This is a genomic window from Hydrogenophaga sp. BPS33 (assembly GCF_009859475.1).
GTDB lineage: Bacteria > Pseudomonadota > Gammaproteobacteria > Burkholderiales > Burkholderiaceae_C > Hydrogenophaga.
Genome location: NZ_CP044549.1, coordinates 4,491,607 through 4,508,829 on the forward strand (window position 1 = coordinate 4,491,607; position 17,223 = coordinate 4,508,829).

5 protein-coding genes are annotated in these 17,223 nt (G+C 59.4%); all 5 read right to left on the bottom strand.

Going from position 1 to position 17,223, the window contains the following annotated elements:
* Positions 1 to 66: 66 nt before the first annotated feature.
* Entirely contained in the window at positions 67 to 1,851 is a 1,785-nt protein-coding gene (locus tag F9K07_RS20855) for an ATP-grasp domain-containing protein (protein ID WP_159595246.1), read from the bottom strand.
* Complete coding sequence (locus tag F9K07_RS20860; RefSeq protein WP_159595247.1) at positions 1,844 to 4,474, bottom strand: Mur ligase family protein; 2,631 nt, start codon at positions 4,472 to 4,474, stop codon at positions 1,844 to 1,846. Before F9K07_RS20860 ends, F9K07_RS20855 begins: the two co-directional genes overlap by 8 nt.
* Before the next feature lie 29 nt (positions 4,475 to 4,503).
* Positions 4,504 to 5,199 carry a SapC family protein gene (locus F9K07_RS20865; RefSeq protein WP_159595248.1) on the bottom strand — a complete coding sequence of 232 codons (696 nt, stop codon included), beginning with the start codon at positions 5,197 to 5,199 and terminating at the stop codon, positions 4,504 to 4,506.
* Between the two features lie 114 nt (positions 5,200 to 5,313).
* A complete protein-coding gene (locus tag F9K07_RS20870; protein ID WP_159595249.1) occupies positions 5,314 to 15,153 on the bottom strand; it encodes a hypothetical protein in 9,840 nt (3,279 codons plus the stop codon).
* A gap of 1,566 nt (positions 15,154 to 16,719) precedes the next feature.
* Positions 16,720 to 17,085, bottom strand: a complete 366-nt coding sequence (locus F9K07_RS20875) for a sensor histidine kinase (RefSeq protein ID WP_268894723.1) — start codon at positions 17,083 to 17,085, stop codon at positions 16,720 to 16,722.
* Positions 17,086 to 17,223 lie beyond the last annotated feature (138 nt).

The following is a 17,223-nucleotide window of genomic DNA, read 5'->3' on the forward strand; positions in this document are numbered from 1 at the left end:
GCGTTTTGGGATGATGACAAACGGCAGTCTCTCAGGGTGATGTGCAAGAGCAGCGTATGGTGTCGCTTACATGCCATCTATGCGTTTAACGTAGCCGTCCCAGTCGTCAAGGTGCTCAACCTCTGCGACGCATCGTTGCAGCACACCTTGCCAGTCCAGAGGCAGCTCGGCGCCGCAAATCACGGCTCTCTCCATCTTGTCCACAGGCAGACCATTGCGGATCAGATCTGTGGGAGTGCTCACGATTACAAGAGCCTCCAGTCCGCGATGACGCAGCGCGGCGCGAACGGCGGACCACGCCTCCTTGTTTATGCCTTGCAATGACAACCCACCAATGCCGCCCTGTGCGCCACATACCCAGCCTATGGTCGGATCTGCCGAATGCTTTAGCAGGTCGTCCGTTGCTTTCGCCACCGTCGCCTCCGGCAAGACGACCAGCGTCACGGGAATACGGCCAGGCCGTTCACCCAGCACCGCCTCCGCAATAGTCTCCGGCGCCCAACCTGCGGCGATGACGGCATCCAAGCCAGGGATTGTGTTGGCCTCAATCAGGCGGCCCCCAGTCAGGCTCGGCGCTCCGCCGATGTCGGTGGTGATGTAGTCCAACCCGGCCGTGCCTAGACCGAACGCCTGCACCACCGCTTCGGCAAGCTGGCGGACCATCGGGTGCACCTGCGCCGTCACGTCCACGCAGACACCGCCGCTGGACAAGTTCGCGTTGCTGCGCAAAGTCACGCGCTGCCCCGCCGCCAGCATCGTCTCAAGCGTCAGCCCCTGGCCAGCCAAGTGCTCTGCCAGCACCGTGTCGGACGCGATCGTGCGCAGATACCGGCTCTTGACCATATTGGATGACCGCTGCGAGTTAAGCGCCTGCACCAGTTCGCGCAGCGTGCGCTGGCCATCGCCCACTACGCTCGAAGGCTCCCGGCGGATTGCAGCCATCAGGCGCCCCTCCACGACCATCAGGCGATGGTCGTCCCCGGGGACAAAGGCCTCCACCATCACGGGGCCCTGGGTGTAGCGACGCGCGTGTGCAAACGCCTTGTGCAGTGAACCCGACGAGGCGATGCCCGCAGTCACCCCCCGACCGCCGCCTTGATCCATCGGCTTAACCACACAGGGCCATCCAACCACATCGGCCGCAGCCTCCAGTTCGCTGGGCTGACTCACAAGACGGTGCTTGGGCGTTGGCACACCAAGGCTGGTGAACACTGCGTGGCTCAGCACCTTGGACTTCTGCCACTGACTGCCCAGGAAGCCGTCTGTGTTCGACGCCGATTCCATGAACACTCTCGAGCGAGTGCCCCACCCGTACTGCCAGTAACGGCTACCGTTCACGAAGGGAAGCACTGGCACACCCCGAGCCCGCGCACCCTCCATCAGGATTCGGGCCTGGTAGTCAGGGTGGTACTTTCGACAGAGTGCCCAAAATCGTTGCAGTGGGACCTCCATCGCCTCGCGCGAAAAGCCCACACCGGGCCGCGCCGCTTCGGCCAACGCCCGCTGGGCCAGCTCCAGCGCCATCTTGGTCACACCAACGTGATGAAATCCCACCCATAGCCGCGCCCCGCCGGGCACGGCTTGGGCCCCAGCGTCATGGAGAAAGCCGCGCACTTCGTTGAGAGCACCCAACGCCCAAGCTGCCAGCAGTCTGGCTGCCTCAGTCTCCTCGTCCGTTGCAGGCCCATCCTGATTCAGCCATTCGGGCCAAAGCGCACGCAGGCGGGCGCAGCTCGTAGCTAGCGCGCCGGGTGGTAAAGACCGGGAGAAGCGCACCCGCGCTGCAAGCACCGGTCCCAGCGCGCACACATTCGGCCCGTGAAACACAGCCTCATAGGCAAACTCAAACACAGGACACGGCCACCGCGGCTTCTCGTTCGCGCAAGGCCTGCCGTATAACCGGCAAGGCTCCTTCACCCACTAGGAGCACGAGCAGGTCGCCTGCTTCTGCGGTTTGCAGACCTTGGCGAACGGCTTCCAGGACATCGGCAATGATCGTCACGTTCGCCCCATCCATGCCCGCCTCGCACAGCGACTGCTCAAGCTGAGCCAAATGTTGCACCTCAGGGTGCTCTCCTGTCCAGTCACTCTTGTGGCGAACGAACCATGCATCCTGCGAAATGACTGCGTCATCGAATACCGCCGCCACATCGGGTGCCAGAAGCGCGACGTGGCTTCGATGTCTGTTGCCGATGTGAGACGTGACAAGTCGCCGCCGACCAGCCACGGACCAGCGGCGCGCCACATTACAGATTTCTCGTATCCCGTCGGGGTTGTGACCAAAGTCAAGCAACACCGTGAATGGGAATCCCCCGATGACGTTGTAACGTCCGGGATTGTGCTCCAGCGTGTTGGCAAAGGTGCCCAGTGCGGCGCGCACCGTGTCCAACGGAATACCTTGAGCCCAGGCCAAAGCCGCTGCACTCAGCGCATTGGCCTCGTTAAAGCGCAGCAGCCCGTTCATGGTCGCCGGGATTTCGTTCAACGGCATCAGTGGCGTGCGTGTCTCCCCCTGCGCCATCACGATCCACTCGGCGCCTGCGTGCCATGCCACGAGCACGGCGTCCTTACCTTCGGCCAAGTGGGCACCCACCGCCGGATTTGCATCACCTACTCGCGATACCAGCACTTGGCGCGTTGCGCCAGCTTGCCCTCGCACCGACAGGCATAAGGCGTCGTCGGCGTTGATAACCACGGCTTGGCTCGCGCGCTCCAGCACCTGGGCCTTGAAGCGCGCCATCGCTTCCATGGAGTCGATGCCGTTGACGCCGATATGGTCATCCTGCACATTGAGCAGCGCAGCTACGTCGTAATGGTCACAGGGGTGGCCCAGAGTGATCAATCCTAGCCTCGGCAGTTCGAGCACCACCGCCTCCACGCCCGGATCGTCCAGCAGCATGCGCGCGCCCGTTACGCCCACTGGGGCCTTCTCTAGCATCCGGTCGGACCCGACCCACACGCCTGAACTAGAGCTCAATCCTGCGCAGCGACCTGTTGCCAACCAGATGTGGTGCAGCATTCGCGCTGTCGTGCTCTTTCCATTGGTTCCGGTGATTGCCGCTGTTGGCACGCGAGTACCTCCACGGCACAGCCATTCGACAATCTCAGCATTCACGTCACGCGCGGGGTCGCCCAGCCAATGCGGGCGGAAACCCGGCTGCGCGTTGACCTCGCAGATCGCGCCACCCACCTTGCGCCAGGAACGCGCGATGTCCGGGCAGAGCAAGTCGATGCCTGCGATATCCAGCCCCACCACCCGCGCCGCACGCTCGGCCAGCCAACGGTTGTCTGGATGCACTTGGTCCGTCACATCCAACGCCGTGCCCCCGGTGCTTATGTTTGCTGTGCGACGCATTGTCACGAAGCGGCCTAGCTCGACCACGCTGTCCGCGTTCAGACCTTGCTCGGCCAATCGGGTAGCAGCTTCTTCATCGAGCTCAATCGTCTTGAGCAGGCTGCGCTGGTCGGTGCCTCGGCGCGGGTCGGCGTTGAGCTTCGCGAGCAATTGCGCCACAGTGTGATGACCGTCACCCGTTACCCCACCGGGCAGACGCCGTGTGGCAACCAACAGCCGCCCGCCAACCACCAATAGACGGTGATCCGCGCCTTCCACGTGCTTCTCCACTAACACCCGGCCCGAGCTGAGTGCCGCAGCCCGTTCGAAGGACCGGCGCAACAAATCTTCATCGTGGATGTCGGGCACCACGCCCTGTCCTTGGTCCAAGTTGGCGGGCTTCACTACGACCGGCCAGCCCAGTTCCTGGGCGACCTTCAGCGCCTGGTCCCAATTGCTCACCAACGCAGAGCGTGGCACCGGGAGACCGGCACGCGCCAGCAACGCGTTCGCGAGCGGCTTGTTCTTCGCGATGCGGGTCGCCAGTACACTCGTCTGCCCGGTGAAGCTGCTCTCCATGCGCTGTTGCCGGGAGCCCCAGCCCAGCTGGATGACGCCGTAGCCAATGGTCGATACCGGATGGCCGAGTTCGCGTGCTGCTAGCGCAAAGCGCAGGGTGTTGGGTGCAAGACTTCCACCCTGAACACCGCGCAACCATTGGCTCGTCGCCTCGGCCAGCTTTTTTTGAGCCGCTGGTGCGATTGCCTGTTTTATCCAGAGCCGAAAATGATCCAACATCAGTGGCAGGCCCGAGTGCAGCACCTCACGCCGGTGGTAAGGCAGCGCCAGCACCCATGCCCCCTTGCTGGCTGACACCACGCGAGCCAGCCCCACGGCATCGCGCGCTGCTCGCTGAAATGCCACGCATAGCGCGGCCAGCATGGACGCGGCCGCCATTTCCACTCCGCCCCTCAGATGAGGACCGGAAAGAAGTGCTTCAGGCAAGCCCTCAGCGGGAATCCCATCAGCATGCGCAAAATTTGCACGCGCTCGAGACACCAGCCGCTGCACGGCGTCCCCATCAATGCGGCCCTCGATCTGCAAAGTCAACACCGCCGTCGGATCTGACAGACCGTGCATCTGGCCAATATGGAATTGCAGCTTGATGGCTAGGCCCTCCCAATCGGACCTTGCCGGAAGTTCGCCCAGGACAACAGATGGGCGTAGACCAAAGGCAACGCCCCGCTCTTGCGCAAGGCGTTGAATGCTTCGTCGCTCAGCGCGTTGAACGCCTTTTCATCCACCGCCCTCAAACCCGAGACGCGGGCATCGGGATGTCCAGGGCGTTTTACACGCACCGTACGCTCCACAAAAAGCCCTGCTGCCGCAATCGCTTGCACCATAGCTCGCGTCGTAACCTGGCGGCGTGACATGGCACGCAGCAGGTCGACAGAGCGCTGAGCCACAGGTGTAAGCGACTCACCATCGAAGACAGGCTCGCCTTCTATTTTTGACCACAGCGGTGAGTCGGCATCCATCATCACCACGTGATCTTGGCCATCACCCTTTCCCGGCAATCGGGTCAACATGAATGGGTAGTGGCGAATGTGGGCTGGCACATAGCTGGCCAGCCACTGACCGTTATCGCCGACATAAGCATTTCGTCCGCGCTGGACTCCCAACAAAACTGCGGGTAGAGCTGCATCGCGTGGAAACACGATCGGATACTCTCGCGCGGCTTCGGCCAATTCATCAACGACGATTGGAGCCAGCATCAGCTCACTGGCGAAGTCGTAGTTGCTCACCGGCAGCAAACGCAGTCCTGCGTGCTCTGTGTGACGCAGTGGAACCAGGTTCTTGTACATGCTCATGATTCAAAAATCGTAGAAGGCAAGCGGCAACCAGGGGATGGCCGCAAGAAAGGGGAGAAAGGACATGCTCCCTCCTCCCCTTGCTGTCGAACCGCGACTACCTAAACATCAAGCAAAGATGATGCTGTTGGTCACGTTCGTGATCACGTCGGTAGAGGTGCTGTACTGGTCGCCAACGCCCACCAAGAGAATCGAGGAGTCCTCCATCCCAGCAGTGTTGAAGGTGATCAGCACGTCCGAAAAGTAGCCCTGATCGTCGTTCACCACCGAAATGGTCAGGTCATTCGCACCTCCCATCCCCGAGGCATCGCCGTTCAGGTCGAACTGGCTAAAGTCCAGCCTGTCGCCCCAGCGCAACGTTCCATCCACGTTGTCGGCACCCACCGGCTTGGCGAAGAATCCGCCAATCACTACGTCGCCAATCTCGTCACCGACGAACTGGAAGACCTCCTGCACCGCATTGCCAATGCCATCGGTGGCCACCTTCCCCGGAATGTTTTCCACTTCCATAGGCTGGTTCACCGTGTCGTTGTTGTCCACAACCATCGTTGCAGTCGTAACTGGCTTGAGCGCACTTCCGTCTGACGGGCCCGTCAAAATGAAGCGGTCTACGCCGTTCCACTCAAAGCTAGCCACGCCCAGCGACTCCTCGAATGCCTCCAGGCCTACATCGGTATCGCTCAACCCGATGTGGAAGTCGTCCATCCGGTAGCTGAAGATGTCCTCTCCGTGGGTGTCCTCTCCCGAAATGTACTTCTCAATCGCCACGGAGTACGACGTGCCGTCCACCGTGAACTTGTAAACGTCTTGGTTCTCTGTGCTGGACGGCGCTCCCCATGTCTCGATGTAGATCTCGTGCGGGGTTGGCGCGAGGTAGTTGTCGCCGCTCTCGCCCAGCGAGTACCAGCCCGAACTGCTGCCGTTCCAGTCACCGTGGAAGTTCCCGTTTGTGCCAGCGTCCTGCACGAGTGAGCCGGTAAACCCGCGGCCGATACCCTGCTCGTCGCGAACGCCGTACATCGCGTTGTACTGCAGGTCCCCGGTGCCAATCTTCACCACGATGTGATCCGACAGCTTGAGCTCATCAGACCCATTGCTGAAGTCCGCACCCCAAGTCTCCACATAAGCGAAGTCCGTGACACCCGACAGATCCAGCGTAGCAAAGTCGTCCATCTCCCCTTCGAGGAAGACGTTTGCATCGGCGCCGGAAATTACCAACGAATGAACGTCAGGCGTGTCGATGAGCGTGGCGTACACGGTGTTGTCAGCATCTGCGCCGTTAGAGCCATCCAACACGATAGAAATGCCGTCTTCCAACGCATTCAGGAAGGCCTCCGTCGCCTCGACCTCTGCCTCGGCCGTTTCAAGCGCTTCCTGTGCCAGCGCAAGAGCAACGTCGTCACTGCCAGCGTCTTGCACAGCGATGTTCGCGGCCTCGACTGCCGCCAGGGCATTACCCAGATGGTCGGCCGCATCTTCGCCGACGGCACTGTTGAGCGTGACATCGTTCATGTAGAAGAAGATGTTGCCGCTCACCGCGCCCTCTGCCGTTGCCGACGTGACGTGGATATTTCCGACTGCCAGCGAACCATGGGAATCAGCGGACAGCAAGACGGCTGCATCGTTGCCAGCGCTCACTGCAATGTTCCCGAGAGCGACATCGGTTTCATAGTTGGCATCGGTCGCCGCAGGCGTGTACTGCAGTCCAACACTAAAGTAGTCCACTCCTTGGTTTGTACCCGTGAGGTAGCTATAGCCTTGGTTGCTGTAAGCGCCCACCGCGACACCTGCAAGGCCACGCGCTCCAGTCGTTTGCACCCTGATGTCACCTGCCGACACATCCACGTTGCTCTGGTCAACGATAGAGAAGCCCGCGAAGTCAAATCCCGTCTTCGCATCTGCGCTCAGACTCACGTCGCCGAACTCAAAGCTCGAGTCCGTGTTCTCGTCCAGATGGAAAACCGCCACCGCCTCAGAGTCCTCGCCACCGGTGGCGGCAGCGCTGACGTCCACATCTCCGACCTTGACATGCAGCTCTTCGTTCTCCATGAGCACGAAAGCCGCACGAGCTTCGCTGATAGTCATGGGCACGGACATCGGAGTGAATTCATCCTCCCCAATAGGGTTGGTGTTGGCCGTGATTGTGACGTCACCCATCTCGATCCACGAGTCATCTTCTCCACCGATGTCCTCACCACCGATGTTGCCGAGAACAGCCACTCCAGCACCAGCATAGGCAGCGCCATAGGTCGAAGTTGCTGAGGCGCTGGAAGACACGTCTCCCAGCTTGATTCGGACGTTCTCGTTGGCAGACAGCTCGACGTATGCCAAGCCGGTAGCTTCATCAAAGACGGTCGTCGCATTGCTCTCCAGGGACACGTCGCCCATCACTATTGCAACAGTCTCGTTTCCTTGAACGCCATTGCTGCCGCTCGCACCAAAGAAGCCGGTCTCGCCAATGTACAGGCCTGTCTCGGCGTAGGCATCTTCGCCGCTAGAAGTGGCATCCGCAGACATCTGCAGATCGCCAGCAACGATGATCGTCTGCTCGTTTCCGAGAATCGACATCCTGGCATCTGCATGGGCATCGACATCGTTTGTGTCTTTAGCAGTAAGAGCCGTGGACCCGAGTAGCACAACGTTGAAGTCATCTTGGAAGTCTTCTCCCGAGGTGAAGTTGTTCTCGATCTCGAAATCAATAGAGGTAGCGTCCACCTCGATGCCTGGCCCAGCGCTCGAAAGCGCTTGCTGAATGCCATCCATGTTCTCAAGGATCTGGCCGGCCAAGCCGCTGAAGACCCCCTCGACTCCTTCCGTCACTGCGCTTGCCGGCAAGCCAACTGCAATCAGCGAATTCTCATTGCCGTTGATCTTGACTTTTGCCTCGTCCTTGGCGTCAATGTCCACGGCACCAAGAACAGCCGCGAAACCGTTGAAGCTGTCTTGTGAATCCTCACCGCCGTTGTCCTTGATATAGAGACGAACGTCGCCGTCTGTCGACTCAAGTTTGATTGCGGGCGAGGCCTCGGAGTCTTCTCCTTCTGCGCTGCCAGGCATGAACACCAAAGTAGCCTTGTTGTCGCTCAGCTCGAAACGGACATCATCCGCAGCTTTCAGCGACACATCGCCCATAACTCCAAACTGAACCCCGCTGTTGCCCTTGAAGCTCAAAGTTGCATCGTCCTCTTGTGACGCAATGGTGATGTCGCCGTCGACGAGCATTTGGAGGCCTGGGCCTTCGTCTTCACCAGCTACGTTGGAACGAATCACAAGCGCAGCGTCATCAAGTGCAGACAAGGCGACGCTACCGAGGCTGAATTGCGTGTCCTGGTTGTCCTTGATGTAGAGGCGAACGTCATCCGTGTAGGAGGTCATCGCCACATCGCCAAGACTGATGTCCACCACGACGTTGTCTTTCATCCAAAGATTGACGTCATCGTTTGCGGTTGCCGAGAAGTCCCCGATTGATACGCTGGAGAGATACAGATCTTCCGAATCCGTCACGTTGCCGCTGACGGATGCACTGATGCGGTCCGCCGAATTCAGCGTGACTCCACCCATTGCCACATTCACATTGGTGTTGTCTTTGACCTTGAACTCAATGTCATTGCGAGCCGAGATGTCAATGCCCTCGTCTTCCCCAGTGGCGAGCTCCACCTTTGCCCAGGTGTTTCCTTCGATTGCCAAACTGGCCTCATCACCCGCATCCATAGCGATGGCGCCAGAGTTCAAAGTCGACCAGTCCACACTGGCGCTCATTCCCTCTTCGTAGTCCAGGCCGCTGTTGTTGGCCACGCGGAAGGAGGTGTCTTCTTCACAAGAGACCATGTCCACCGCCCCGAGGGTGATGGTATTGGCTACGTTGTTTTCAATCGTGACCAGCGCGTCTTCGCCTGCGTACATGCTCAGGTCACCCAGCGTGATCACCTGGTCGGCTTCGAGTTTGTCGTCTCCGTTGCCGCTGATAGAGACAGTTGCCTCGTATTCGCCGCGCAGCGTCACACCACCCAACGCGCCGACGCTGATGTCCGTGTTGGTGTTGTCGTAAATGGCCAGACGTGCATCGCTATCTGCCTCAGCCGACAAGGAACCTACGGTCACCGAGCCGTCCGTATTGTCACGAATCGTGAACTTTGCATCGTCACCGCGACCTTCAAGAGATGCCTCACCAATTGTCACAGTCCGATTGACACCGTCGCGCACATAAACAGAGGCTTCATCGTCCCTGGAGACCACCGACAAAGTGTTGAGCGCATCGTTGCCAAGCGCAAACGTAACGTCGCCCAATCCACGAACACTCAGGTCCGTCACGCCAACAGCGGTGAGTACGCCAGTGTCCTGCAGGTCAAGGTCACCCTCCGATGCCTCCAGAAGCAAGCTGGCGGCGGTCCCAGAGATGGTGAGGTCGATATCTTCTCCCGTCACGGTCACGGCCCAGAGGTCGATCTCTTCGACCGTATTGGGCACGGATGTCTCCATCATGCTCAAGGTCGCATCTTCGCCCAGCACCACGCCGTTGAGCATATTCAGGCGATGCAGTTGCGTGAGGCCTTCAATTTCGGAAACACGCGCCAGGTCGGCTCCGGCAATCGTCCGAGGAACGGCGTCACCGCAGTCCTCCACCCAGCCCCAGCCCAGCGAAAGGGTGTTTTTCCCCGTCCCCAGGTCAACTGAGCTGCCTTCATTGACCAGCGCCCACGCGTTGGTAATGAGGTGGTCGTCGCCGCTCCCCGTGCTGACGTTAACAACAGCATCCTCACCCACCAGAGCATTCTGCAGGTCGGTATCGTACTGTTCCACCGTGAGATTGGCCTCGGAGGTGGAATTCACATCCGCTGCCCGGATGTTGTCCAGGTAGATGGAGGCCCCGGCTGCGCCGCCAGTGAGCACGATGCTCTCGCTGAAGTTCCCTTGGTGGCCGTTCGTGTTGATGTAGTGGCTGAATTCATCCACGACGTTCAGGTCGAGGTGTTCGTACTGGCCAACTCCGTCGCCCACGATCTCCAAGTCAAACGCGCCGTAGCCGTCTACCGTGAGGTCCATCGTGTCGTTGTCGGTGTTCTCCGCAAGAGTCGCCTTGGCGGTCACGTCGATGTCGCTGTCGTCTTCCGCATCGCTGGCTTGCACAAACTCCGCGAATGTCTTGTTGACGTAGCTGCTCTCCATGCGGGTGACCGACCACGATGCTTCCAATTCACCGCCCAAGGTCACCACGCCGAAGAATGCGCGCACGCCAGTGTTGCCGGCGCCATTGACTGCTGCAGCAACTTTCTCAGCGATTACATCGCCGATATGACGGTCGCAGCACGCATCCAAGTCTTCTTGAAGGACGGTGTAGGTGATGAGCTCTTCGCCAACTTGCAGACTGATGACGTCGCCCGTCTGGATCGAGTCCAAGCAATTGAAGTCGATCCGGTCCTCGAATGAGCCCTCGGACCCATACAGCGGACTCGGGCTAGCATTCGGCCGGGTATGACTGACAGATATCTCGGTCGAGAGGGAAGAGTCTGTTCCGATGAGCGTGATGTGCCTCCCATCTACCGCCACAGAGAAGGGCCAATCTTCGTTGTTGGCCTCCTGCAGGATACCGGCCAAGCGGGTAGCAATGGCATTTGCGTCAGCCACCGCACTTTCCCCGTCCAAGTCCTCAGGCGTGATCACCATAGAGTACGTCTGACCGCCAAGGGAAACAGAAATCACGTCGCCAACATGGTGGTCGCCATCTTGGTCACCGATTTGAATTCCGTCGACCTGCTTGCTCCCCGTGGCAGTCACTTCGTGACCGCGAACAGTGATCGCCTCGCCACCCTTTAGATTGAGCAGATTGAATTCCGTGGTTCCGTCAATGTCGCAATTGTCTGCGTACTCGTCGGTCCGCTCGTAGGCCCCATTCACCAACTCTTGTTCACCGATAACGTCCACGACGGTGACCGCGTCAATCTTGACCTGGCTGTCAAGCACGATGTTCTGAACACCGGAGATGTAGGAGAAGTCGGCAGTGATCTCGCGTGCGGTGAGGCCCGTGTCCTCTCCCACGTTGTTGAGAATCTCGAGCTTGAGAGTCTCGAAACCACTGATGCTGGCATCAGCGAGTTGCTCAGTGGTGATAGCGCCATCCACTTCGGCCTCGTTGAGCCAAAGGCTGGCGCTGACATCGGCTGCGATGGCGCAACCGTTGCCCGTGAGAACAATCTTTCCGTCCACGATGCTCGCAGAGAAGGTCGTGCTTTCGCAATCGACCAGCGCCTCCAGCGCAGAAGCGACCTCTTCAGCCGTCTGAACCGTGCGGTCTGCACCGTCGGCACCCGCGGCAGCCGAGTGACTCGACGAGGCATCGACGTTTTCGGCGTCAGCAGAAGTTCCCGTCAGCGACAGTGTGTAGGTACCCTCGACCTCACCTGCAACGACATTGATAGAACCAAAACCTTCGATGGAAGGATCTGCGCTGTCGATAGCAGCCTTAATGCCATCCGCAACCGCCTGCGCAGCCGCGCCTGGACCCCCTTGAGCACCGGGGAACAGGAACGAGTAGGTCTCGCCGCCAACGGTCACCGAGTAGGTCTGATTGGCACTGTAGGAATATGAGCCACCGAACGTAAACTCGAGCACCTGCGCCGTTGTGTACTCGACGGTGTGAGTGAACTCTTCTTCTCCAACCTTCAGGGTCACTACATCGCCAACGTCGTAGCTTTCAGCCAATTCAACCGACAACTCTTGATGCTCGGTACGGCCCACAACGTTCACGTCGGAAGTTGCCTTGATGGTCAACGTGTCATTACCCTGCCCGCCCTCGAGCGCACCGCCCGAGCGAACCAGCGTATTGCCGTAATGCTTCGAACCGATGAGCGTCACTTGGTCATCGCCAGCGCCGACGTCAATACGGGCCGCTTGGCCGCCGTCGCCACCCACGCTGCCTTGCTTGTGCTCATTGCTGCCAACGGTGACAGTGTCCGCGCCGCCGCCCAAATTGATTTGGCTTCCATCGGATACCTTGCCGCCCACGACAACGGTGTTGTCGCCACCCGTTGCGCTAATGAGTGCGCCGTCGTCGAGCTCACCACCGACATTCACCGAGTTGCCACCGTCGCCTAGAGCGACGGTCGAGTTGTCCAGGTCGTCACCAATGCTCACAACGCTGCCGCCGCCGGCAAGGGTGATTTCCGATTCCTCTTCGACATCACCGCCAATGGTGACCGTGTTGCCGCCCGCGGCAAAGCTCAATGAAGAGCCTTCAACGTCATCGCCCACGGAGAGAACGTTCCCGGCGCCAGCGAAGCTCACCGTGGACTCGACGATGTCGTCGCCCACAGAAAGCGTGTCTTCGCCCGCCTCGCCCGTCAGAGAAATCGCGGATTCGTTGACGTCTTCACCGACGTAAACGATGTTATTTCCACCACCGACCGTGATGCTGGATGCATCGACATCGCCCAAGACGAAGACCCCCGCGTCGTCAGGCGCATCTTCGCCAACTGCAGCCATTTGGCCGCTGTTGCCACCGCCGGCAATACTGATGCTGGAGCCCTCGACATCGCCGCCAACATAGATTCGGCTGCCGCCGCCGATCATGGAGATGCTGGAGCCGTCCTCCAGATCATCAGAGATTTCCACCCGGTTGGCGCCAGCCCCAAAGCTCAGTTGGGAAGCCGTGACGTCATCGCCGACTTCAACCGTACTCGCCGCACCAAAGAAGGCGACCTGCGAGTTTCGAATGTCGTTGCCGACATACAGACCGTTGCCCGCGCCACCCGTGCTGTCTTCGCCACCGAAGGTCACGCTGGACTGCTGCAGATTTTTGTCGATCCCGACGTTGTTTGCACTGCCTTCACCAAACGAAATGTCTGCCAACTGAACGCTGCCGTTGCGAACCAGGAGAGTGTTATTGCCGCCAGCTCCAAAGTCGACGTTTACACGGACCTCTTCGATCACCATGTCTTCGCCGACGATGGTTGTGAGTTCATGTCCTTCGATGCCGTTCGAATCTTCTCCACCGAACGCGTTCACATCCATCGTGTTGCCGTCACCGGCGAACGAGAATTCGGACACGACGCCGTCACCACTGGTGACTTGCCCAGCAATGTTCGCGTCAGCAGAACCACCAGCGAAGCTCACTGACGTGTTATGGGCTCCACCGCTCACCAACAGCATGTTGTCTTCACCCGCACCAAATGCCACGGTCGAGTCGCTCAGATCTTCGCCAACGTACATGACGTTGCCGCTGCCGGCGCCAAAACTGGTCGAGGAGTCTGCGACACCACCGTAGACGGTCAGCTCATTTTCGTTTCCGTTTTCGAACGTAATGGTCGACTCAAAAACGTCATTTCCCGTGGCCAGAACGTTTCCGTCACCGCTGCCAAAACTAACACTGGAGCCCTCAAGATCGCTCCTAATGAGGACAGCGTTTTGACCGTCACCAGAGCTCACCGACGAGTCCCGCACATCCTCCACCACCTGCAGGATGTTGTCTCCATCGCCGAAAGTGACACTCGAGTTGACGACCTGCGTCGCGACATCCATGCGATTGTCGCCATCGCCAAACACAATGTTGGCGTGGCCCACACCCGCTCCACCAACGGGCACATCCTCACCGTCGAACTCGGTGGCAACCAGGAAACTGTTGTTACCATCACCGAACGTAATGGACACACCCGTTTCGGAGTCTTCGCCTACTACCCCATTGACACCACCCGTGGTGTGGACGGAGTTGTTTCCATCACCCAGCGTGAGGCTTGCACCCTCACCGATACCGTGTGCACCGACGATGACTTCGTTGTCGCCGTCACCCAGGCTCACCACTGCATTTCCCTCGATGCCGTCCACCGTAATGGAGTCGGCGCCCGCGCCGGACGTGATGGAGCCTTCAACGACACCTGCTGTGAGCGTGTTGCTGCCCGCACCCATGTCAATGGAGGCCCCTTCATTCACGGACCCCGAGATGGAGATGGTGTCGTTACCGGCACCGGCATTGACAGAGCCGCCGACCGTGCCGGAGACATTCAAGCTGTTGTTGCCCTGGCCCAGGTCATACACGGCGTCCGATTGATAGATGCCGCTGGTCGACGTAACGACATCGTCACCCGCCCCGGTGGTCAATGTCTTGAGATTGGAGCCGGCATTGAGCGTCAGGTTTCCGACAAACTCTGAACTGTCCAGCGATGCTGCGCTGCCGTCCTCACCAGTAAGCGTGAGTCCAAAGCCTTGTCCAGAACGGCCACCCACAATCGTGGTCGATGAAAGAGCATTGATGCTCATGTTGCTGGCATTCGGCGAACCGGCGTCATCGTCCACGGAAAGGCGCACACCCTCGACCTGGTCGTCAATAGTCAAACCGCCCTTAAACGCATTGACCGAGACATTGAGTTCGTCATCTTCACCCGCCGTAACATTCGGCTCATAGGCCAGCGCGACGTTTTTGCTGCTCTTGGTGATGCTCACATCGGCCAGGGTCTGCTGATCGCGCACTGCGACGTCTTGCTTGGCCTCGATGATGTTGAGCTTCGCAAGGCTGTCATCCCAGTCCGTCAGATACAGATTAACGGCACCAGAGTCGCCAGCCAAGGCCCGAACGTCGAGGGCCTCGATGTTGCTCACGATGGCTCCATCGCCGTACGTGCCGCCGGTGAGCTGCAGCTGCAGCGTGTCAATACCTTCGCCGCCGTTGACCACGTCAGCCGGCTGGAACGTCGTGGAACTGCCGATGATGCGATCTACACCACACCGCTTGACATTGTCCAGGCCGGTCGTGAGTTGATGGACAGTCTCAGTAGGTTCCGGTTCTGGTTGGGGAGCAGGGGCCGGAGGAGAAATAGGCGCTGGCGCAGGTGCAGCAGGAGGCGTAGAACCACCACTGCTACCACCCGCGCCCGCCACGGCTGCAACACCAGCGCCGACCGTGCAATAGTGCCCACGAATCCGCGGCGGCAGCCCCACCAGCTGCACCGGCGGCACCAAACCTGAAGCCCCGATAGTTACCGGCGCGACAGAAGGCGCTATCACCGCTGAAGCGCCGCCCGCGCCAGGCAGAACGGCGGGCCTGCTTGCGCGAGCAACACATCCGTTTCAGCGACCGGAAGGCGTCTGACTGCGCCACCACCTCAGCTGAGTGGCCTCTTCTTGAAGGGCGCCTCTTCTCTTGAGGCTCAGGCCTTTTTCTTCCCGCCACGCATCGGGCGCTACCAACGCGGGTTGCACACCCAGAGGCGAACGGCTTTCGCGGACAGCACAGAGCCACGGCTTCGCACCAGCGGCGACGGCTGCACGAGTGGTTGTTGCACGTCAACAGGGTTGGCAGAGGGGGTTTTAGCCATGTTCAAGACTTCCTTTGGGTGTTAACTGGGTGTTTGCGCATCCGGGGCGGCCCGGGATGTGATCTCCGGTCCGGATACTATCATTTGATTGTGCATTTTCATTTTGAAATGATAGAAGTTATTTTTTATAGATTTTTCGATAAAAATGCCACAAACTGATGGCCTCGTTCTACCAAGCGGAGTCGCCGTGGACTTCGCCTCTCATGGTCAGACGCTTCAACTCGCACGTCTGTGGCAACTTGATTGATGGCGCCGGGGTTTGGAAATAGGTGTGGCGGCCTCTGCCGCTGGCATGAGCCTTGGAAAAAGAAACGCCGATCGTCCGCTCGTACCGGATGACTGGCGCGACCACCTCATCGCGGAGTTACGCGAGTGAAATCGCTAGATACAAGCGCGCTCGCACTGTGTGAAGGTGTGCTCTCCTGCCTGAGGCCCCTTCCTGTCGAGTGACCAAGAAACGATGCTGGAGAGACACCTTGCCCCGCTCCGGCAAGGTGCTCATTTGCCAAAACATCAGCCCCAAGCGTCAAGCTTTTGCCGAGGTCCCACCGTAACCGCCTCATTGCAATCCGTTCAACACGCTGCAGATCTGACCGCGACCGTCCAGTCCGACCTGCTTGCCATTGCCGCAGCGGCTGGCATGGGGGGTCCATTCGGGTCTCCCAGACTTCCGCTGTGAATTCCACCGACCTCAGATTTTGAGGGTTTGCCGTGCCGAAATACTCGCGCGCCTAGCCTCCAATGGCGCCGTCGGACCTGCGGGTGTGAGGCCAGTTCGGGAAACAAAAATTCAGTCAATACAGCCGAGCGCGATCAGCATCGTGGCCATCGAGTTGGGTGAGATGTTCTTCTTCGGTCGAGCCGGCAGCGCCTTCACGCTGGACGAACCGTCCGGGACTACGGTAAACACATCTTCAAAGTAGTAACCTCCGCCCACCTCCTGCTACTACGACACGAAGCTGTAGCCGGTTCTCGCGCGCGGGAGAATTCAGTTCCTGCACCATTTCCGTGTAGTGCTTCATGCCTTTGCCGCGGCGTAGGCGTGGACGAACGAGGACGTTGATTCTGCCGGCCATACCCCAACCCTTGGCAGCGTGCAGCGCTTTTGGGCGGAGAAAACTCCGCCTAGCTTTGGTGTGTGAGCTCAACCTTTTGCGGTGTAGCTTGGCCTGAAGGATTACTTTTCGCACCCTAGGTGTCCGCACAACTGCTAAGGCGCCTTCAGTTCTGCCCCTGAGAGTTCGAATCGGAAGACGCTTCCCAAACCGCGTCCTTCGCTCGCTCCCGAAATTACACCGCCGTGCATCTCAACGATCATGCGTGACAGTGCCAAACCGATACCCAGTCCAGGCTGATGGGTTTCACGCTGTGCTTGCCCTTGGGCAAAAAGAAGGAAAAGGTCATCGACCGTTGCCGGGTCCATGCCAAGTCCGTCGTCCTTCACCTCCACGTGCAGACGGCTGCCACAGACCTCCACGCGTACCTCGACATGCCCGCCTGGCAAGGTGAACTTCATCGCATTCGATAAAAGGTTCTGGACACCTGCGTGATTCGAAGCTCGTCTGCGTTCACCCATATCTCCCCCTCGGGTAGAAGACTTCCAAGTCCCGCTCGCGACGCTCAATGTCGGACGAAAAGGTCTCGACAGCTTGTTCGATGACCTTTTTGAATGGAATCTGGGTGGGCGAAATGCGGAGTTTTCCGCTTGTAACCC

What these genes read in the sequence shown, in the direction of transcription:
- F9K07_RS20875 (WP_268894723.1), bottom strand. Translation starts at nt 17,085, where the DNA reads ATGGGTGAACGCAGACGAGCTTCGAATCACGCAGGTGTCCAGAACCTT.
- F9K07_RS20865 (WP_159595248.1), bottom strand. Translation starts at nt 5,199, where the DNA reads ATGTACAAGAACCTGGTTCCACTGCGTCACACAGAGCACGCAGGACTG.
- F9K07_RS20860 (WP_159595247.1), bottom strand. Translation starts at nt 4,474, where the DNA reads ATGCACGGTCTGTCAGATCCGACGGCGGTGTTGACTTTGCAGATCGAG.